We start from the raw sequence: 19,790 nt of genomic DNA on the forward strand, positions 1-19,790 counted from the left end.
AACAATCTGTTGTATATATAAAAAGAAGAAAGGAGAATTTTAGAAATGAAAAAGATAGTATTACTTCGTCACGGAGAGAGTGCATGGAATAAAGAAAACCGCTTCACGGGCTGGACAGATGTCGATCTGACAGAAAAGGGAGTTGCCGAAGCTGAAAAAGCCGGAGAGACATTGAAAGAATATGGTTTCAATTTCGATAAGGCTTATACTTCCTATTTGAAGCGTGCGGTGAAAACCTTGAACTGTGTTCTCGATAAGATGAATCTGGACTGGATACCTGTAGAGAAAAACTGGCGCCTGAATGAAAAGCATTATGGTGAATTGCAGGGATTGAATAAAGCCGAGACTGCCGAGAAATATGGAGAAGAACAAGTGCTTGTGTGGCGTCGTAGCTATGATATAGCTCCCAATCCGCTTTCGGAGAGTGATTTGAGAAACCCGCGTTTTGATTACCGTTATCATGAAGTGCCCGACGCCGAGTTACCTCGTACCGAATCATTGAAAGATACCATTGAACGTATCATGCCTTACTGGGAAAGTGATATATTCCCCAGTCTGAAAACGGCCCATACTTTATTGGTTGTGGCTCATGGTAATAGCCTGCGGGGTATCATAAAACATTTGAAAAATATCTCCGATGAAGATATCATAAAACTGAATCTGCCTACTGCTGTGCCTTACGTTTTTGAGTTTGATGAAAACCTGAACGTGGCCAACGACTATTTCCTGGGAACCCCGGAAGAGATCAAAAAACTGATGGAAGCAGTAGCCAATCAGGGAAAGAAAAAATAGAAAAGTTACACATTAAAAAATGAAGTTATGAGTAAAGTAGTAGAATTATTAAGAGATAAGGCCTGTTATTACCTGGACCACACTTGCGAAACCATTGATAAATCACTGATTCACGTTCCGTCTCCCGATACAATAGATAAAGTATGGATTGATTCGGACCGGAATATCAGAGTATTGAACAGTCTGCAAACGTTGTTGGGACATGGTCGCCTGGCAAATACCGGTTATGTATCCATACTTCCTGTCGATCAGGACATCGAACATACTGCCGGAGCATCGTTTGCTCCCAATCCGATCTATTTCGATCCGGAGAATATCGTGAAACTGGCTATTGAAGGAGGCTGTAATGGAGTCGCTTCTACCTTTGGTATCCTTGGTTCCGTAGCACGTAAATATGCCCATAAAATACCTTTCATCGTCAAGTTGAATCACAATGAACTACTTTCTTATCCCAACACTTTCGACCAAGTACTGTTTGGTACAGTCAAAGAGGCCTGGAATATGGGAGCGGTAGCGGTAGGGGCCACCATCTATTTCGGTTCGGAACAGAGTCGCCGTCAGCTCGTGGAGATTGCCGAAGCTTTTGAATATGCTCACGAACTGGGGATGGCAACCATTCTTTGGTGTTACCTGCGTAATAATGATTTCAAGAAAGGTGCTGTCGATTATCATGCGGCTGCCGATTTAACAGGACAGGCCGACCGTCTGGGAGTGACTATTAAAGCTGATATCGTAAAACAGAAACTTCCTACTAACAATGGTGGTTTCAAAGCCATCGGCTTCGGCAAGGTAGACGAACGTATGTATACCGAACTGGCTTCCGAACACCCGATTGACCTTTGCCGTTATCAGGTTGCCAATGGCTATATGGGACGCGTTGGTTTGATTAACTCCGGTGGAGAATCTCACGGAGAATCAGATTTGCGTGATGCTGTCATTACAGCCGTTGTCAACAAACGTGCCGGTGGTATGGGATTGATTAGCGGACGTAAAGCGTTCCAGAAACCAATGAACGAAGGGGTGGAATTATTGAATACCATTCAGGATGTATATCTTGATTCGTCAATTACGATTGCTTAATCAGGGATGAATAAAAATAAATTTTTATCTTTGACTATTAGATCGTTAACCATTAAAAATTAAGAGTATGAAGTTTTTTATTGACACAGCTAATTTGGAGCAAATCCAGGAGGCTTATGACCTCGGAGTACTTGACGGAGTGACTACCAACCCTTCGCTGATGGCGAAAGAAGGTATCAAAGGAACGCAGAATCAGCGTGAGCATTATATTAAAATATGCGAGATCGTCAACGGAGATGTAAGTGCCGAAGTGATAGCAACCGATTATGAAGGAATGATTCGTGAAGGCGAAGAACTTGCCGCGCTCAATCCGCATATTGTAGTAAAAGTTCCCTGTATTGCCGATGGCATTAAAGCTATCAAGCATTTCACGGAAAAGGGAATCCGCACGAACTGTACATTAGTCTTTTCAGTAGGACAGGCATTACTGGCAGCTAAAGCCGGAGCTACTTATGTTTCACCTTTTGTCGGCCGTCTGGACGATATTTGTGAAGATGGAGTAAGGCTTGTGGGAGATATCGTACGTATGTATCGTACGTATGACTATAAAACACAGGTATTGGCTGCTTCCATCCGTAATACGAAACACATTATCGAATGTGTAGAAGTAGGAGCTGACGTTGCTACTTGTCCGTTGAGCGCCATTAAAGGATTGCTCAATCATCCGCTGACTGACTCGGGATTGAAGAAGTTCCTGGAAGACTATAAAAAAGTCAATGGTTGAGTAAGCAATGAAACTTGCAATATATTAAAATGTTAGGCACGAATTACACGGATTTCACGGTTTTAAAAATGGTAGTTATCATAAAACAACTATAAAAAAGCGTGAAACCTGTGTAATCCGTGCCTAAAAAATATTTATTTTCCGGGTAGCTTCTTATTGCTCTTTTTTCCTTTCCTGTTTCTGCTTTTCTTTGTATTGAGTCGGCGTTTCTCCCGTATATTGTTTGAAAGCCGTACTGAAATAGCGTGAAGTAGTAAAACCGACCTTCTCGGCAATTTCTGTGAACGACAGGTCCGTACTGGTGATTAACGTGATTGCTTTTTCCATCCGGAATTTATTAATGTAATCATTGGCTCCCATATCGGTTAGAGCTTTCAGCTTATTGTAAAGGGAGGCTCTGCTCATACCTATCTCTTTGCAGATAAAAGTGACATCCAGATGACTGCTATCCAAATGCTCCAGGATAATTTTATTCAGTTTCAACAGGAATGTTTCATCTGCCTGGCTGAAGGTGCTTTCTTCCGGCGCAGGGACTAGTCCTGTATTCAAATATCTCTTCTTGATAGATTCGCGGTTCTTCAACCGGTTGCGAATGATTTCCATCAGCATTTCTATCTCAAAAGGTTTAGTCAGATAAGCATCCGCCCCGTTCTTGTAACCACTCAACTGGCTTTGTTTATCATCTCTTGCTGTCAGCAGAACGATAGGAATGTGACTGATCGTAATATCTTCCTTTATATTTTTGCATAGTTCATATCCATTCATTCTCGGCATCATCACGTCGCTGATGATAATATCCGGGGCATGGCTTTTGGTCAGTTGAAGGGCTTCCACACCATCCGAAGCAATCACTACCCGTTTGAAATATTCTCCCAGTGACTTTCTCAGGAAGTCCGTCAAGTCCGGATTATCATCCACTACTAAAACACTGTAAGGACTCGTGTCGAAATTATCTTCCTCCGGTTGTTGTTCTTTACTATCGTCACTCATTAATTCGTTCAAATATGCTTTCGGTTGGCAGATAATCTCTTCCGATTGTTGTCTTAAGGGCAGTTCAAAGAAGAATGTCGCACCGGCATCCTGATTATCTTGTGCACCAATGGAACCTCCGTGTAGTTCTACCAGAATCTTGGAATAAGACAGTCCGATCCCTGTGCCGCTCTGCTCTCCTGTACCCTGATAGAAACGGGTGAAGAGTTTCTGTGTATTTACTTGTTTCAATCCGTTTCCCCGGTCAATGATGGAGATACGTACGCTATTCCTTTCGGAAAGCAACTCCGACATAATTGTTATTTCTGCATCCTGCGGACTGTGTTTCAAGGCATTGATAAGCAGATTACTTAGAATAATCTCACACTTATCTTTATCAAAACTTACAGTATCGATATGTGGATCAAGCTGATAACGGATATGGACGTTCTTTGCTTCTCCTTCACTGATGAAATCTTGGGATACATGTTCAATCCATTGATTGAGAACATACGGTTGTATCTGCAATTTGCTTTCTCCAACCTCCATCTTGCGTACATCGAGTACCATATTAATAAGGTTTTTCATTCGCTGCGCTTGACGGTAGATCGCTTTTATTGGCAAATACTGTGTATCTTCGGTAGAAAGGGATTTCAACATCCGGTTAAGTGGTGCGTATATTAACGTTAAAGGTGTACGCAACTCATGACTGATATTAATAAGAAAACGTACTTTTTCTTCATATACCTGTTGCTCATGTTCTTTCATTGCCCACTTTAACTTCTCTTCTTTACGTTTCCATGCTCTTCGGAAAGCTTCGATAATAGCGGCAGCAATAAAAACGGCGCAACAAAGAATAAACCACCATGTCCGATACCAGGGAGGAAGGATGGTTAGTTCCAGTACTTCCTGACTGGGAATCCAATTACCATCCTTGGCGGTACAGGACGCCATGATTTTATAACTTCCCGGAGGAAGTGAACGTATGGCCAGTTCGGGATTGTATGATTCGATTTGCTGGTCATTCAGCCCCTCTATCTGGTATCTGTACACTTTCTGTCGAAAAATATCTTTCTCTTTCGACATGATTCGAATAGTGATATTACTATTCCAGGGAGCAGAAATCCCTGCTGGATGATTCGTTAATTCGTTATTTACTGACTCTCCATTAATGATGACATCTGATAATTGGAGTTGGGGAAGTTCAGAAGTGGTTAATGGTATTTTGCTGTTAATATGCAGTAACCCTTTCACTCCACCCATGTAGACGTCTCCCCGCATACTTAATAGACGAGGTTTGGAAAGATATTCGTTTTGGATTACACCGTCTGATTCACCGAATAGAACGAATTTTTTCTCTTTGATGAGCCAAGCGAAAAGCATACTGTCGGCTCCTATCCATACTTTTCCTTGCTGGTCGCATGCGATCAATGTGATTTCACTAAATAGAGAGGTCGGGATTGGTGTCTGTATTTTGGTGGCAGGATTGTAGTGTACCAATCCGTAGTTGTTTCCAATCCAGAAATTTCCCTCTTCGTCTCGTGCAACAGAGTTGATCGTTGTATCTTTCCAACATCTGTACAGGGCTTTCAGTCGGTTGGTATGGTTGTCCAGTTCATATATGTGCTTCGTATCATTTAGATAAGTGATATTCTTATAATTGTCGATCGGTAAAAGAGCACCGATAATTTCCTGCTCTTTTTGTTCTATAACGGTACTGAAAGTACGTGTATTCAAATCATATATATAGATATGTTCTCCAAGGAACAGAATATTGTGATGAGTGTTCCGAAGTAGATTTACAGCCTTGCCTCGATTGCACAAGAGTGCTGTCGTTTTAGCGTCAACAATGGTGAAAGGCTGTTTTTCTCCTGTTGCCGGGTTGAAAATAAATACTCCCTGTGAGAAAAGAGAAATTAATAATTTGCCGGGAGTAAACTGGCAGATAGAGGCTACTTTGTCTTCCCAGGTGGAAGGGTAATGGATAAATTTCTCTGTGAGTGGGTTAAAGCTGTTGATGCCTCCTCCGTCTGTACCGACCCAAATTTGGTCTTGGGATTCTTGGAAAAGACTTAGAACGGTATTGTTGCTTAGTCCGCGGTCGTTGCCGGGAGGTACATCTGTATACGTTTTCATGGAAACTTCCCGGATGCTGATTAGTCCGTTACGGATGCTACCTGCCCACATATTATTGTTGCAGTCGTTGTACAGACATAAAATAGAGTTAGCGGGGAGTGAGTAGTTGTCACTTCCGGGCATATGCTCCAACAGCGAAATACGTCTTGTTTCCGGGTCGAGAATATTAATGCCTCCTCCGTCTGTTCCAATCCAGATTTCTCCTTCCCGTTCGGCGAGGCTTAGTATGACATTGTTGCTTAAAGAGGAGTTGTGGGTAGTATATGTAGCCAGTAGTTTACCGTCGCGTGTCAGACAGTTCAGCCCTCCATTGTAGGGAGCTACCCAGATTCTTTTTTGTGAGTCTATGAGTACATTCATAATTTCTTTTCCGCAATCGAAAGGAGGACGTCGGCATTTTCCGGTATTCAGGTCGAGCAGGAGTAGTCCTTGCCACCGGCTGCAACAGAGTAATGTGTGTTTATCCCATAGATTTAGTAGAGTCACATTATAATTGGGTTCTAAGTCAAATGTTTGTAGGAGGCGTAAAGAGGTATCCTGATAATTATAGAAAAAGATTTTATTTTTCGAACCGAATAACACTCCGTTATCAGTCAGGCAGGCGGAATAGGCGATGATATTATTTCCTGTCTCATCAGTCGGTATAAAAAAGTCATCGCTTTGCCTCTGATAACGTGCCACTCCTTTGTCTGTCAGAATCCAGATATTGTTTTGTTCGTCTTCTATCATCTGGTAGATTAAATTGTGAGGAATGGAATGAGGGTTATTTGCCTGATGAATATATTTTTTAAGTTCGTGTCCGTCATATCTCCCTAATCCGGAACGGGTTCCAATCCATACAAATCCTTGTTTGTCCGTTAAAATACATCTCACGGTAGAGGGAAGACCATCTTTTAGGGAGATTTGCTTATAGTAATAATGACCGGCTTGAAGAGGGGAACCGCCGATAAACAGTGTGATAAATGCAATGCATAGTAGTAAAAAGGTTTTTGTTCTCATGAGATCAGGTCAGTTAAACTGAAACAAAGATAGTGTATTCGGATGAATATTAGTTAAATCCCCTCTCTTATTTTTTGGTTTTTATGCTTATCTTTGCTCGAAAATATACGACTATGATTACCGAAGAACTACAGAAACTTTATCAGTCATATACGGGCGTTCCCGCTGAAAACATAACAGAATTACCGTCTTCCGGTTCCAACCGCCGTTATTTTCGGTTGGCGGGTATAGAAACATTGATTGGAGTCTACGGGGCTTCTATTGATGAGAATGAAGCTTTTCTTTATATGGCAGGACACTTCCGCAAATGTGGACTGCCTGTTCCCGAAGTGCGCATTGCCTCGGAAGATAAAACCTATTATTTGCAGGAAGATTTGGGCGATACTCTGTTGTTCCATGCCATAGAGAAAGGACGTGCTACCAGTGTTTTTTCCGAAGAGGAAAAAGAGTTGCTTCGCAAAACGATCCGTCTGCTTCCTGCTATTCAATTTGCCGGGGCGGATGGATTTGATTTTTCCCGTTGTTATCCTCAACCGGAGTTCAACCAACGCTCCATTCTGTGGGATTTGAATTACTTCAAATATTGCTTCCTGAAAGCTACCGGTATGGAGTTTCAGGAAGACAAACTGGAAGATGATTTCCAGAAAATGAGCGATGTCCTGCTCCGCAGTTCTTCCGCTACTTTCATGTATCGTGATTTTCAAAGTCGTAATGTGATGATAAAAGACGGGGAACCGTGGTTTATCGACTTTCAGGGCGGACGCAAAGGCCCGTTCTATTATGACATAGCCTCTTTCCTGTGGCAAGCGAAAGCGAAATATCCTGATAGCCTCCGTAAAGAACTGCTGCAAGAATATATGGAAGCTCTTCGCAAATACCAACCGATTGACGAATCCTATTTTTATAGCCAGCTTCGCCACTTTGTCCTTTTCCGTACGCTGCAAGTGCTGGGAGCCTACGGTTTCCGTGGTTACTTTGAAAAGAAACCGCATTTTATCCAAAGCGTTCCTTATGCCATCGAAAACCTGCGTGAACTGTTGAAAGAAGAATATCCGGAATATCCGTATCTCTGTAACGTTTTGCGGGAGCTTACCGGACTGAAACAATTTACGGACGACCTGAAAAAGCGGCAGCTAACCGTCAAAGTAATGAGCTTTGCCTATAAGAAAGGAATTCCTGATGACTCTACCGGCAATGGAGGAGGATATGTATTCGACTGCCGTGCCGTGAATAATCCCGGCAAGTATGAGCGTTACAAACCTTTCACCGGACTGGATGAACCTGTAATCACTTTCTTGGAAGAAGATGGCGAAATACTTCGTTTCCTCGATCATGTCTATGCTTTGGTAGATGCCTCCGTGAAACGTTATATGGAACGCGGATTCAGCAATTTGTCCGTCTGCTTCGGTTGCACCGGCGGACAGCATCGTTCTGTTTATTCAGCCCAGCACCTGGCAGAGCACCTGAATCAGAAATTTGGTGTGAAAGTCGAACTGGTGCATCGGGAACAGAACATCGAACATACGTTTGAGGCAACAATCTAAGAAGAGTAAATATAAAGAAGAAAGTAACCGAAAGAATGAAAGCAATGATATTTGCAGCCGGTTTGGGTAGCCGGCTGAAGCCACTCACCGATACCATGCCGAAGGCTTTAGTTCCCATAGCCGGACGTCCGATGTTGGAACATGTGATTTTAAAACTGAAAGCTGCCGGATTCACAGAAATAATGATTAACATCCACCATTTTGGCGAACAGATACTTGACTTCCTGAAAGCCAATGAAAATTTTGGACTCATCATACATATTTCCGACGAACGCGACTTGTTGCTCGACACCGGTGGGGGAGTTAAGAAAGCCCGTTCTTTCTTTGAAAATTCCGATGAACCTTTCCTGATACACAATGTAGATATTCTTTCAGACGTGAACCTGAAAGAACTATATGACTATCATCTACAAAGCGGTGCTGTTGCTACTTTACTGGCCAGCCAACGTAAAACCTCCCGCTATCTTCTTTTTGATACAGACAAAAGACTTTGCGGATGGATAAACAAGGATACGGAACAAGTGAAACCGGAAGGTTTTCAGTATGATCCTTCTCTTTATCAGGAATATGCATTCAGTGGTATCCATGTACTTTCGCCCGCCATTTTTCAATGGATGACCTCTCCCCGTTGGGAGGGTAAATTCTCTATTATGGATTTCTATCTTGCCACTTGCCGGCAAGTAAACTATGGTGGTTATTTGAAAGAAAAGTTACATCTGATTGATATCGGCAAACCGGAAACATTAGCGAAAGCAACAGCCTTTTTATACCAAAATACCAAATAAAGATACTGAAAGAGGCTTTTTTTAGCCTCTTTCTTGCTATGTAACAAAATATTTAAGTAACTTTGCACAAGAGAAGTTACGAAAAGAGTGTAATTTATTGGAAATGAGCGTAGGTTAATCGCTCTTGATAGTAATAGGTTACGATTTAGTTAGTTATCTACTGCATTATCCTTCTGCGCGTTGCGTAACCTTCAAAGAACTCTTCGTATGCAAAAGTAGCTATTTAATTCGAGATTTTGATATAAACTCCCGTTTTTTTATCCCCTCATTCATAAGAATTTTCCGTAAAAGCGGTTTTATCCGTCGGAACACCATTGCCCAAAACGAGTTTTGAACAAACGTGTGCAGACTGCCGCATAGCCGGAGAAAAGGGCATTGCCTCACGCCTAAACGATGTTTAGACAGATGAAGCAATGCCCCTTTCTTTTGCGCCTATGCCAAGAGGTGCTTTTACGGGTTTTCAAATGATTTTTCTTTTTTCGCTGTCCCTTTTGCCGGAAGCGGAAAGTGAATGCAGAGTGTGTCAGCCTGCCCCATGAATGAAGCAGACGGACACACACAGCCGGGCAAACCGGGAAGAATGATTGTTGTCGCCCGGCTGGACAAGTCCTGTCGGATCGGAAACATTCATACTTCCTTTGTTGTGGTTTGCCCTTTTCACGCTCCGGTGATGTCTTTTCCCTTTTGGTTATTCCTTTTTTACGGATTTTCTCCTGAAGTTTTTTCTACCCAATCTGCCTCTGTTTTCGTTTACCTCCATTTTGCGCCTTTCAGTGAGCCGCATCAGTCAGTCATTTTCGTTCTGGGCGCAAAGGTAATTCCGGGATTGGACGGGAAAGCAAGGTCAAGCCTCCTGTTTTCGGTAAAAATCTCCAGCCCTGCGGGTAGTATTTTGACCGAAAAACCTTGCATTCCCTAATCCCTACCTTTTCAAGCACCCGAAACGAAAACGACCGATGCGACAGAAAGACGCATAAAAAAAATGTCGGATAAACGAGAGGCAGATAAGATAGTTTGAAACTCAACTCCCTCAGCTCTTGAATCCGCATAAAAAAACAAAAAATCAAAAAACAACGGATATGAGAACAGCGATAGCAACAAAATTCGTGGCATGGGAAGTACCAAGTTTGGAGAACCTGCAAGACTGCAAGGTGTACGGACTTCGTAGCAAACTCAACAACGGAGAAAAATTGAGCCGAGAGGAAAAGGACTGGCTTACACGCAACGTGAATAGCAATTCCTATTTCAATAGCGCAGTACCCCTGCAAGGTTGGAAGTTTGACTTCTCCGACATTCTCCGAACCTACATCGTGAAGCAGTACGGACATTGGGCGGAATACAAGGCTACCGACAAGACCGCACTCCGCAGTTTCCTTTACGGCAGGATTGACAGCATCGTGGAACTTAACAAGTAAATACGGCTATGACAGCAACGGCAAATTTCAGACAAGTGGCGCAATACATCGGGTTGGCGATATGCGGCTTGATGATGCGCACCGCCTTCGGGGTGTTCGGCATCCTTTGGGGCATCATCAGAGAGATTGTAAACGGAGTGTTTCGAGTGGCGATAGGTGTAATCGTGGCTATCCTTTCCACCATTGCCTTCTTCGGCTTCATTCTTTGGTTATTCACCCTTTAACCCTTACCGATATGGCAAAAAGAAACAGCAAGACGGCAGCGCAGCAGTGCAGATATTACGAGGTGGACAACATCTTCGTGTATATGGTGGAAACGTACATCAACGGCAACATATCCGTGTTCCGTGAACTCTACCACGAACTGAACAAGGACGCACGGAGGGACTTCATGGACTTCCTTCTCAGCGAGGTAGAGCCGACCTATTGGAGAGAGATACTGAAACAGACAATCTAAAAACGACAGCGATATGAAAGGAACAGACCATTTCAAGAGAACGATACAGATGTATCTGGAACAGCGGGCGGAAGAGGATGCGCTCTTTGCGAAGAACTACCGCAACCCTGCCAAGAACATAGACGATTGCGTGACCTATATTCTGAACTACGTGAAGAAAAGCGGTTGCAACGGCTTCACGGACGGAGAGATATTCGGGCAAGCCGTCCACTACTATGACGAGAACGAGATAGAGGTAGGCAAGCCGATGAACTGCCAAGTGGTGGTGAACCACGTTGTGGAACTCACGGCGGAGGAAAAGGCGGAAGCACGTCAGAACGCTGTCCGCAAATACCAAGAGGAAGAACTCCGCAAGTTGCAGAACCGCCACAAGCCGAGAACCGCCAATAAAGCGAGCGCACAAGAAGTACAACAACCCAACCTATTCAATTTCTGATTATGAAACCGAGAACACGCATACAGCAGGAAGTCGCACGTTTGAGCAAGCGACTACCGATATTGACCGAAGAACAAAGGGCATACGCTTTCCGTCATTGCTTCAAGCATTACGCGGTCAAGAGGGCAAACGGCACGAACATCTGCACCGAGTGCGGACATTCGTGGAAAAGCGACCACGACCTTGCCGACACCGTTTGCGGATGCACCTGCCCCCGTTGCGGTATGGAGTTGGAAGCGTTGCGCACCCGAAAGAGCGTTTTCAGCGATATGGAGTATTTCTCCATCGTCACCACCTGCAAGCAGTACCAAGTGATACGCTTCTTTTCCGTCAATTCCCGATACAAGGCAGGACAGCCTGCCGAGTATTCCATCTTTGAGGTAGTGCAGAGGTGGATTGCCCCCGACGGCAGGACAACGACCGTTGCCCGACTGCGTGGAATGTCGATGTTATATTATGACCAGTGGTCGGAATACAGCGATATGGAGGTACGCAAGAACCAAGAAATTCGGGCATACGACATCACTCCGAGATGCACCTACCCCCGACAGCGTTTCATACCCGAAGTGAAGCGAAACGGCTTCAAGGGCGAATACCACAATATCCTGCCTTACGACCTTTTCAAAGGCATTCTTTCCGACAGCCGTGCGGAAACGCTGTTGAAGGCTGGGCAATATCAGATGTTGCGCTACTACCTGCACCACTCTTTCAATATCGGGGAGTATTGGGCGTCAATCAAGATATGTATCCGCAACGGCTACACCATCACAGACGGCTCTGTGTGGCGTGACACGATAGACCTCCTGCGACACTTCGGCAAGGACACGAACAGCCCGAAGTACGTCTGCCCCCAAGACCTCAAAGCCGAACACGACAGGTTGGTGGCAAGACGCAACCGCCAAAGGGAACGTGAACGGACTGAACGGCAACGGCAGAAAGCGGTTGAGGACGAGAAACAATATCTGAAAGCCAAAGGCATATTCTTCGGACTTGTCTTTTCCGACAGCCTTATCTGCGTTAAAGTCATAGAGAGCGTGGAGGAAATGATAGAGGAAGGACGGATGATGCACCATTGCGTGGGCGGCTACCACAATCGGGAAAATTCCCTTATCCTTTCAGCGACCATTGACGGCAGACGCATAGAAACGGTGGAAGTGTCCTTGAAAACCTTTGAGGTGGTGCAGTGTCGTGGCTTATGCAACGAGAACACAGAATACCACGAGCGCATCATAGACCTTGTGAACAAGAACGCCAATCTTATCCGTGAGCGGCTGAAAGCGGCATAGCATCAACCCTAAAACAACATTGATATGGAAGTAAGAATTGAAAGCATGATTTGTGTGTGGGACGATAAAATCCCTGCATTGTTCCTTGAATTTGTAAACCTCCTCACTCTCACAACGAGTGAGGGGGAATTGAGAAAGAGCGTAAAGGCGTTTGCCGAGAAGCACGAACTTGACAAGTTCTTCCTTTACGGCTTCGGCTCACACCATTTCTATCTGCATCAACGCTACACGAGCAATCCCGAAATGGTGATGAAGAACAGAGTTCTGTCAGTACATTTTTAACCATCTAAAAAGCAACATTATGGCAACACGAATGACCATCAACGGAGTAAGCACCTGCACGGAAGCAGGTACGGAGAAATACGAGCGTTTCCAATCGGGTATAGGCAGACGCAAGCGGACACTTGTGCAGTATGACTACCGCCACACGGACGGAGAATTGTTCGCTTGTGTCAAACCCACATTGGACGAGTGCCGAACCGCAAGGAACAAGTGGCTGAACGCAAAGCAGGGAAAGGAGGACAACCGATGAACACGACCTATCAGACGCTGATAGTCAAGTTCAGCGAATCTATCACGGCATTGGACGGCATCTTTGACGATGCCGGAGCGTGGGGAACGAACACCCTCAAAGGGTGGATAGATGATTACGAAAGCACACGCTTCACCGCCACCGACAGCCATACGGCAGTTATCACGAGCGAGTACAACATGGAATGTGTGAAAGAGTGGCTGCAACGGCAGACACCCATTGCCGAGATGCGAGAATTTTGAACAAGTTGGCGGTGTCCGCACCGCCAACACTTAAAAACTCTAAAAACAAAGGATATGATAGCAAAGACGATATTACAGCAGATAGGCGGAAAACGCTTTACCGCCATGACGGGAAGCCGTGACTTCATAGATATGGGCAACGGCTTACGGATGAGCCTTGCAAGGAACAAGACAAGCGCAAACCGCCTTGACATCATCTATGATGCAGGGGCAGACCTCTACAATATGCGCTTCTACAGCAAGACATTCAGCAAAAAGACATTCGAGTGCAGGACGAAAGACATTGCCGTACACGAGGGAGTTTATTTTGATATGCTGGAAGAAATATTCACGATGGTGACAGGACTTTACACACGCTTTTGAGTGGCGGGGCGGCGAAAGCCGCCCTACTTTCTTTCAGTGAGCATGATGGCGGACAAAGAAAGTAGCAAAGAAACCTTTGTCCAATCTGCGATACCATTCACAAAAAACAAGTTTTAATCATGGAAACAATCAGACAGAACGGAAAAATCATCTTGCACGGCAACGACGGCATAAGCATAAAGATGATTTTCAGAAACCTTACGGGAAAGAATTTTCAAGGTAAGGAGTATGCGGACTATATTCGCCACATCGCAATCAACAGCATGGGATTTACGTCCGGCAGCATCGAGCATTGCAGGGACGGTGGCGTGATAGACACGGGAACAATCCCGAATGTATGAAATGTAAAAGCAGAAAATCCGATGAAGCCCCAACTTCATCGGATTTTCGTTTATGTATGGCAGGCTCTAATCTAAACCTTTTGCCTCCCGTTCTTCATCTCTTTCTTGCGCATACTTCATTCCATAAAACGACTCCGCATCCATTTCTTCCATTAGATTGCTTTCAATCCATTCAGGTAAAAATTTTGCCGCATCTGGGGTTAGCCTTAAAGCATTATTCGTTGGTTCATACACAATCATGGTATCTTCACTACCATTTGCTGGTTCAACTCTGAATAAAGAACTTGATTCTGTATTACCAACAGATGCTTGGTAAAATTCGTATATCTCATGATAATTCATATCAATCGAATCAACGAAGCCTTGAAAATCTTTTGTTACGTTTGAATATGACATAAGTTGAGTTATAAATGTTTTTTCTTAACATAAGCAAAGGACGTGCCAAGTTGAATATGGCACGTCTTTTGTCAGTTTTGTCAGTCCTTTTATGGAATATACAGTAGCGCAAACTCCGCCTTTCTCCGTTTGAGCAGCATGGCGTGGCGTTTCCCTTTGTAGTTGCAGAAGGCTATATACTCACGGTAGATGTTCCTGTCGCCAGTTTCCAGCTTCTTGATTAAGGTGCTTTTGGGGATTGTCTTGCTGCCTAAGAGCTTCGCCGGTCCCACATTGTAAGCTAACGTGCCAAGCAAAGTCGAATCAACTCCGAATTTACGGAACATGGCGACAAATTTGCGCAGGTCTTTCCTCAAAAGTTCATCCGCATCCCGTTTTGTCATGGTTCGTGCCGAATACTTCTCGTTTGGCAAAAGTTTGTGACCCCAACCCACGTATGGGTGGTGTTTTTCTGAGTGCCAGCCTTCAAAGTAGCGGCAGCATAAAAAAGCACGTTCCATAAGTGGCAGTCGGTAGATTGCCGCCTGCCCGTCCGCTCCCTCTTGGCGGCTGATCTGTGCGGACACAGAACAGACCGCCAGAAGCGAACAGAGCATTGTCATGAATATACGCATCATCTTCATACACGTTTGAAACCTCCGATGGGAATGGCGGTAAAGCCGTCATCTTTCACGTTCCGGTTGTTGAAGTCAAATTCCAATTCGTAGGAATTTTTGAAATTATCCTCCACCACCACGATGAAATTATGTGCCTCGTCACCCTCCGCCGTATAGTACAGGCGGAACTTCCCGTTCTCCAGCAGGTAGCGGTCGTTGGGCAGGAAGGTGATGCCGTTATCCATTTTCAACTTTCCTTCCCCCTCAAACTGAAAGTAGCGGATAGTGTAAAGCGTGTTAGCGAAGTCGCCCTCCTTTTTCAGTTCACAGCGGATTTCCACCGTCTGCCCCTTCGTCACCTTGTTCGGCACGGGCATGACCTCCACCGTGAAGGGATAGGACTGCTGGATGTCCATGTCGTCGTCGCACGATACGAGGGTGAATGACACGGCGGCTATCAGGCATAACGCCACCGCCTTGAAGATGTTTGTTCTCTTGTTTCTGTTGTTCAGTATGTTCATTTTTCTTCGATTTTTAGATGGTTGTTTTTCTGTTTTTTGTTGTCTGTTGCAGGTACTCGTTCAAGTCCTTGCAACCGTCATAGAGGGAGGAACGGTCGGCGACACGCGCCCCATACCGTTTGGCAAGAGCGTCAAGCGTCCGCCGTCCGGCTTCGTCACGGTCGAGGAAGCATCCGATGCGCCCGTAGCCGTTCAGCAATCCCGCCGCCTTCTCCACGTTGGCGACGGAGTTCAGCACAAGGCAGTCAGCGTTACCGGTTACACCAAGCGTCACGGCGGAGAGAAAGTCCATGAAGCCCTCGAACACGAGGCACTCGTCAGCCAAGATGTCATTCGCCTTTACCAGCGATACGGACTTCGGCGGTATGCACCCCTTGAAAAAGCGGCTTCGGACTTCATAGCCACCTGTCATGTTCGGGAAACCGACGGCAAAATACCGTTTTCCACGAACGCCGTAGTTCAGACGGCAACAGTGGCGGGATGCTACTCCGATTGGTATGCCCCGTTCCGCCAGATACTCCGTCAGCGGTGAGCGGAGCAGCAGAGCGACCTCCACATCCTCAAAGACGGGTTCGGTCGGCTTAGGGAGATAGGCGGGCTTTTCCCATCCGGTCACCGTCATGTTGGCGGTTTCCGCTATGAACTTCGCCTGCGCCATGAAGTCACCGCTTTGCAGAAACTCCCCGGCAAGCGTGAAGATGTCGCCGCCCTTGCCCAAACCGAAGTCGTACCAGAGCTGTTTCGCCACGTTCACACGGAAAGAGGGTGTGCGCTCGCCCCTGTACGGGGCGATATACCACAGCTCGTTTCCGCTCCTTCTGACAGGCTCATGCCCCAACCGTGCAAGAAAATCCGCAAGCGGCATCCTTCTGACTGCATCTATTTCCGTCCGTTCCATACCCGTGTCAGTTGATGATGAACTTCACGCCGACCCCGAACTGCGTGTGAAACTTCCGTGTGTCGCCACCCCACAGGCAACGCTCACGCAGATTGGCAAGCAGGGCGATACGGTCTGCCACGTAGCACTCCACATCGAGCGTCAGCGCACCGCCGTAGATGAAGGCGTCCCGGTCGTGCAACGTGGAGCCGTCAAACAGCACCTTCTTTCCCCAATTCACCGATTCATATCCGGCAAGAGCCGAAGCCCCGGCATAGACGAACACGATTTTTCGGGCGTCCGACAGTATCTTGAAGTAATAGCCACCCTCCGCCGTGAACTGCGCCACGGGTATCTTGGTGTCCTTGTAGGGGTTGTTCTTCAGGAGATATTCGCCACCGAACACCCACTTGTTCCCTTTCTTCGTGTAAGTGGAGAGAGCAGCCCCGAAGCTGTACCCGCCGTCCTTGCCGCCGGGATGAAAGCCGTCCGCCATATTCGCCCTCACCTCAATGCCCAGCATCTTCGGCAGGCATCGCTGGGCGTGCGCCTGCCCCGTGAAAAGGGCAAGCGACGCGATGATTATTGCGATGTACTTTCTCATGGTTAGCGCACTTGAAGTTCGTTGATGGTATTGGCGCGTACCAAATCCTCGTTCTCAATCACGAAGGATTGGTGACGGCCGCCGTTCTTCTCGTTAAGTTCCACAATAAGGCACTTGTCATCGGGGATGGTGAACTTCGCCATCGTGAAGACCGTGCGCTCGCTCTTCCTGCCCGGCACGAGGGTGGCGTAGTTCTGCGCGCGGAGCGGCAGAATGATCTGCTCCTGCACGGCGGTACGCTTTGCCACCTTCTTGTCCACGATTTTCCAAGTGATGTAGTCCACATCGAAAGGCACGTTGCTCTGGTTCTTTATCTCCGTGTGGAAGTATAGCAAGCCGTTGTGCGTGTAGATGCCTTTCAGAAGATATTGGATGCCGAAACGTTTGCAGCCGATATGCTTCACCTCCCGTTTGTTCTGTTTGTGGATGGACTTCATGATAAGGCGCACCAGCATCGGGCTTTCGCTGCCCAGCTCTTTCAGATAGATTTCCTGCGCATTGTTCGGGCGGTTCACCGTGCTGCCGTCATGGATGAAGTCGCACATCTCCACGTTGAGCAACAGCGGTTCGGCGGCGTATTTCACATTGAAGGTGTAGAAACTGCCGTCCTCCGTGATGACGGACATATTCGTTTCGTTGGAAAAATTCCTCACGGTAGCCTTCACACGGATGACGTTCTCCGCTCCGTCTGCTTTCCCGGCAATCAGGTCGGGCGAGCCTAAATCGACGTAGCGCACCTCCGCCGGAAAGATGACGTGGACGGTCTTGTCGTAGGTCACTTCCAGTCCGTGCGGCGGTATCATGCGGTCGAAGGTCAGCTTGCGCGACAGCCCGTGATACAGGTCACCGTCCGCCTCCTTCTGCGGATAGACCTCCTTTGTCAAGGTCGGCTGTTCATTACTTCCGTTGGTCGTTTCAACGGTTACATTCTCCTGCGCGTTGGCAGTTGCGATGCCCATAGCGAGGGCAAACATGATGATTACTTTTCTCATTACTTTTGGATTTTTAGTGGTAATTTTTTTATTGTTCTCAATCTTTTTCTTGGTAAAGCATGACCCTGTACCCGGCTTTCAGATGCACCTTGACGGTGCGCATCTTCTTGGCGATGTACTGGCTCGTGCCTTGTATCAGCCCCTTGCCCAAGTCGGAGGCGAGCTGCGCCCCGGCATTGGTGGAGATGTTGATGCTGCTCCCCAACGAGCCGCCCATGTTGGCGGCGACCTCCCTGACGGCGTTCATCTCCATCGAGTTCGGGATGAAGATGCCGGACTGTCCGTCCGTGTCATAGACCGCAAGTTCCACGGGGATAATCGTGCCGTCGTATTCCAGCGAGGTGATCCCGATGTCGAGCCGCTCACCCTGTATCTTGCCCGTGCCGACCACCACCGCATTGCGGGGGATTGTCCTGCCCGCCACCGCCATAGGCTCCAGCAGGCGCAGCCTTACCGTCTGCCCGTCCGTCACGCTCTGCGCCCCATGCACACATGCCGGTATGGTGTTCCTGTCCGATACCTCCGCCGTGCCGACAGCCGTATTAAAACTTCTGTTGCGCTCCTGCGAGAAAGTGGCGACAAACTCCGCGTTGCTCATGGGCTGTGCAAGCGAGGAAACAACTTGGCGGGTCACCTGCCTTACGGGTGTCGCCGTGTTCTTCTTTCCTTTCTGCACGGTGGCAGGCTCTGCCGCCTGTTCCGGCTTCCCACCGTTCTGACCGCCCATGTACTTTGCCGCCAGCTCGTAGGATTTCTCCATAAGAGCCACTTGGTCGTCCACGGCGGAAGCCTTGCCCTTCTCGCTTTCCAGTTCCGACTCCAGCGATGCGATGCGCTCCAACAATTCCTCCATCTCGGCATTGTCATTCTTCGGCTGTTCGTAGAAGTTGCCGAGCGTAGCGTTCAGGTCACGGTAGGCGGCAGCGGAGGATTGGATGGTCTGCGGCGTGGCGGGCTGTGCCTTTTCCTCCTTGCCGCCCGGATTGGCGAGGTCGAAGGCCGTTCCGTCCTCCGTTCCCACAATCTCTCGGTCGAACATGTCGCCCAACTGCCCGATGGCACGGTTGCGGCTCTCCTGACGCTCCTCCATCTCCCCATGCTCGTAGGCTTTCAGCTTGTCGCCGATAATCTGCCGGTTCGCCTTGTCCGCGTCGGGCATCTCGGTGTTGTAGCCGTCCGTTCCCGGCTGTTGCTCCTTGCCGGAGGACGGGGCGAATATCAGCCACATCGCCCCTATGAACACCAGCACCATAGCGGGCAGGACTATCATCTTCTGCCGTTTCAGCCGCTGCGCCTCGGTCAGCGGTTCGCGCTCCTTCTTCGGCTTTCCCGTGTCGGGAGCGGCTTTGTTCTCTTTCGTCGGTTCATTCTTTGGTTCATTCTTCTTCTGTTCCATATAAATAAGGTGTTAAGTGATTGTCTGTTTCCGCCGGGGTCGGCAGCTCCACCCGTCCGGCGTGTCCCGTTTCCATGCGTGAGCCATCATTCCTGCCGATGTCATAGACGGCTCTGCCGAAGGTGTATAGGGCAAGCACCGCGAAGGCGGCGAGCATCCCCAGCACGATGCGGCGGCATGTTTCCGGCGGCAAGCCGTCCAGATACCCTTTGAGCCTTTCCACCAGCCGTTTCCGTTTGTCGTGGAGCTTCCAGTACACGCCCCACATTGTTTTTCTGATACTTTTTACTTTCCGTTTCATAATCCG

The 19,790-nt window shown here is 47.2% G+C and carries 25 protein-coding genes and 1 pseudogene; 16 read left to right on the forward strand and 10 right to left on the reverse strand.

Annotated elements, in window-relative coordinates; all coding sequences use genetic code 11:
• Window positions 1–45: 45 nt before the first annotated feature.
• The 3 genes from gpmA to fsa all read left to right on the forward strand — a co-directional run bounded on the left by gpmA (window position 46) and on the right by fsa (window position 2,596).
• Window positions 46–792, forward strand: coding sequence for a 2,3-diphosphoglycerate-dependent phosphoglycerate mutase (gene gpmA, locus LPH68_RS01560; RefSeq protein ID WP_151923466.1), 747 nt, complete (start codon window positions 46–48; stop codon window positions 790–792).
• 27 nt (window positions 793–819) lie between these two features.
• Complete coding sequence (locus tag LPH68_RS01565; RefSeq protein ID WP_049703513.1) at window positions 820–1,872, forward strand: class I fructose-bisphosphate aldolase; 1,053 nt, start codon at window positions 820–822, stop codon at window positions 1,870–1,872.
• 67 nt (window positions 1,873–1,939) lie between these two features.
• Window positions 1,940–2,596, forward strand: coding sequence for a fructose-6-phosphate aldolase (gene fsa / locus LPH68_RS01570; RefSeq protein ID WP_004312675.1), 657 nt, complete (start codon window positions 1,940–1,942; stop codon window positions 2,594–2,596).
• Window positions 2,597–2,749: 153 nt separating this feature from the next.
• On the opposite strand, the gene LPH68_RS01575 is transcribed toward fsa, so the two are convergent.
• Window positions 2,750–6,700 (reverse strand): two-component regulator propeller domain-containing protein, encoded by a 3,951-nt coding sequence (locus tag LPH68_RS01575; RefSeq protein WP_134993057.1) that lies wholly within the window; start codon window positions 6,698–6,700, stop codon window positions 2,750–2,752.
• A 113-nt stretch (window positions 6,701–6,813) separates the two neighbouring features.
• On the opposite strand from LPH68_RS01575, the gene LPH68_RS01580 reads away from it, so the two are divergent.
• Entirely contained in the window at window positions 6,814–8,244 is a 1,431-nt protein-coding gene (locus tag LPH68_RS01580; RefSeq protein WP_118407317.1) for an RNase adapter RapZ, read from the forward strand.
• A gap of 35 nt (window positions 8,245–8,279) precedes the next feature.
• Window positions 8,280–9,029 carry a nucleotidyltransferase family protein gene (locus LPH68_RS01585; RefSeq protein ID WP_192918804.1) on the forward strand — a complete coding sequence of 250 codons (750 nt, stop codon included), beginning with the start codon at window positions 8,280–8,282 and terminating at the stop codon, window positions 9,027–9,029.
• A 191-nt stretch (window positions 9,030–9,220) separates the two neighbouring features.
• Here LPH68_RS01585 and LPH68_RS26795 read toward each other — a convergent pair.
• A pseudogene (locus tag LPH68_RS26795) lies at window positions 9,221–9,434 on the reverse strand (hypothetical protein).
• Window positions 9,435–9,564: 130 nt separating this feature from the next.
• On the opposite strand from LPH68_RS26795, the gene LPH68_RS01590 reads away from it, so the two are divergent.
• The 11 genes from LPH68_RS01590 (at window position 9,565) to LPH68_RS01640 (ending at window position 14,101) form a co-directional block, all read left to right on the forward strand.
• On the forward strand, window positions 9,565–9,948 hold the full coding sequence (locus tag LPH68_RS01590) for a hypothetical protein (RefSeq protein ID WP_224204793.1): 384 nt from the start codon (window positions 9,565–9,567) through the stop codon (window positions 9,946–9,948).
• 160 nt (window positions 9,949–10,108) lie between these two features.
• The gene (locus LPH68_RS01595; RefSeq protein ID WP_005790754.1) at window positions 10,109–10,444 is read left to right on the forward strand and encodes a hypothetical protein; all 336 of its coding nucleotides are present in this window, start codon (window positions 10,109–10,111) and stop codon (window positions 10,442–10,444) included.
• 8 nt (window positions 10,445–10,452) lie between these two features.
• Window positions 10,453–10,668 carry a hypothetical protein gene (locus LPH68_RS01600; protein ID WP_005790756.1) on the forward strand — a complete coding sequence of 72 codons (216 nt, stop codon included), beginning with the start codon at window positions 10,453–10,455 and terminating at the stop codon, window positions 10,666–10,668.
• Window positions 10,669–10,679: 11 nt separating this feature from the next.
• A complete protein-coding gene (locus LPH68_RS01605; protein ID WP_005790759.1) occupies window positions 10,680–10,901 on the forward strand; it encodes a hypothetical protein in 222 nt (73 codons plus the stop codon).
• Between the two features lie 13 nt (window positions 10,902–10,914).
• Window positions 10,915–11,337: a PcfK-like family protein gene (locus LPH68_RS01610; protein ID WP_005790760.1), complete on the forward strand. Its 423-nt coding sequence runs from the start codon at window positions 10,915–10,917 to the stop codon at window positions 11,335–11,337.
• A gap of 2 nt (window positions 11,338–11,339) precedes the next feature.
• A complete protein-coding gene (locus LPH68_RS01615; RefSeq protein WP_005790762.1) occupies window positions 11,340–12,623 on the forward strand; it encodes a PcfJ domain-containing protein in 1,284 nt (427 codons plus the stop codon).
• A 24-nt stretch (window positions 12,624–12,647) separates the two neighbouring features.
• Window positions 12,648–12,905 carry a hypothetical protein gene (locus LPH68_RS01620; RefSeq protein ID WP_005790764.1) on the forward strand — a complete coding sequence of 86 codons (258 nt, stop codon included), beginning with the start codon at window positions 12,648–12,650 and terminating at the stop codon, window positions 12,903–12,905.
• 19 nt (window positions 12,906–12,924) lie between these two features.
• Window positions 12,925–13,155: a DUF3873 domain-containing protein gene (locus tag LPH68_RS01625; protein WP_005790765.1), complete on the forward strand. Its 231-nt coding sequence runs from the start codon at window positions 12,925–12,927 to the stop codon at window positions 13,153–13,155.
• Window positions 13,095–13,397, forward strand: coding sequence for a hypothetical protein (locus tag LPH68_RS01630; protein ID WP_306445272.1), 303 nt, complete (start codon window positions 13,095–13,097; stop codon window positions 13,395–13,397). The genes LPH68_RS01625 and LPH68_RS01630 overlap by 61 nt, the downstream gene beginning before the upstream one ends.
• A 54-nt stretch (window positions 13,398–13,451) precedes the next feature.
• Entirely contained in the window at window positions 13,452–13,760 is a 309-nt protein-coding gene (locus tag LPH68_RS01635; protein ID WP_005790769.1) for a hypothetical protein, read from the forward strand.
• Between the two features lie 119 nt (window positions 13,761–13,879).
• On the forward strand, window positions 13,880–14,101 hold the full coding sequence (locus LPH68_RS01640; RefSeq protein ID WP_021668321.1) for a hypothetical protein: 222 nt from the start codon (window positions 13,880–13,882) through the stop codon (window positions 14,099–14,101).
• A 66-nt stretch (window positions 14,102–14,167) separates the two neighbouring features.
• On the opposite strand, the gene LPH68_RS01645 is transcribed toward LPH68_RS01640, so the two are convergent.
• From LPH68_RS01645 to LPH68_RS01680, 8 genes are all read right to left on the reverse strand, one after another.
• On the reverse strand, window positions 14,168–14,497 hold the full coding sequence (locus tag LPH68_RS01645) for a hypothetical protein (RefSeq protein ID WP_005790773.1): 330 nt from the start codon (window positions 14,495–14,497) through the stop codon (window positions 14,168–14,170).
• An 89-nt stretch (window positions 14,498–14,586) separates the two neighbouring features.
• Complete coding sequence (locus LPH68_RS01650) at window positions 14,587–15,114, reverse strand: lysozyme (RefSeq protein ID WP_008651040.1); 528 nt, start codon at window positions 15,112–15,114, stop codon at window positions 14,587–14,589.
• 2 nt (window positions 15,115–15,116) lie between these two features.
• A complete protein-coding gene (locus LPH68_RS01655) occupies window positions 15,117–15,614 on the reverse strand; it encodes a DUF3872 domain-containing protein (RefSeq protein WP_005790779.1) in 498 nt (165 codons plus the stop codon).
• Between the two features lie 13 nt (window positions 15,615–15,627).
• Window positions 15,628–16,512 carry a toprim domain-containing protein gene (locus LPH68_RS01660; RefSeq protein WP_005790781.1) on the reverse strand — a complete coding sequence of 295 codons (885 nt, stop codon included), beginning with the start codon at window positions 16,510–16,512 and terminating at the stop codon, window positions 15,628–15,630.
• A 7-nt stretch (window positions 16,513–16,519) separates the two neighbouring features.
• On the reverse strand, window positions 16,520–17,095 hold the full coding sequence (locus LPH68_RS01665) for a conjugal transfer protein TraO (protein WP_005790784.1): 576 nt from the start codon (window positions 17,093–17,095) through the stop codon (window positions 16,520–16,522).
• 2 nt (window positions 17,096–17,097) lie between these two features.
• Window positions 17,098–18,087, reverse strand: a complete 990-nt coding sequence (gene traN / locus LPH68_RS01670; RefSeq protein WP_005790786.1) for a conjugative transposon protein TraN — start codon at window positions 18,085–18,087, stop codon at window positions 17,098–17,100.
• A 37-nt stretch (window positions 18,088–18,124) separates the two neighbouring features.
• Window positions 18,125–19,483: a conjugative transposon protein TraM gene (gene traM / locus LPH68_RS01675; protein ID WP_005790788.1), complete on the reverse strand. Its 1,359-nt coding sequence runs from the start codon at window positions 19,481–19,483 to the stop codon at window positions 18,125–18,127.
• Window positions 19,464–19,751: a TraL conjugative transposon family protein gene (locus tag LPH68_RS01680; protein ID WP_005790789.1), complete on the reverse strand. Its 288-nt coding sequence runs from the start codon at window positions 19,749–19,751 to the stop codon at window positions 19,464–19,466. Before LPH68_RS01680 ends, traM begins: the two co-directional genes overlap by 20 nt.
• Between the last annotated feature and the right edge of the window lie 39 nt (window positions 19,752–19,790).

Source organism: Bacteroides sp. 1_1_30 (assembly GCF_020982715.1).
In the GTDB taxonomy this organism is placed as follows: Bacteria; Bacteroidota; Bacteroidia; order Bacteroidales; family Bacteroidaceae; genus Bacteroides; species Bacteroides xylanisolvens.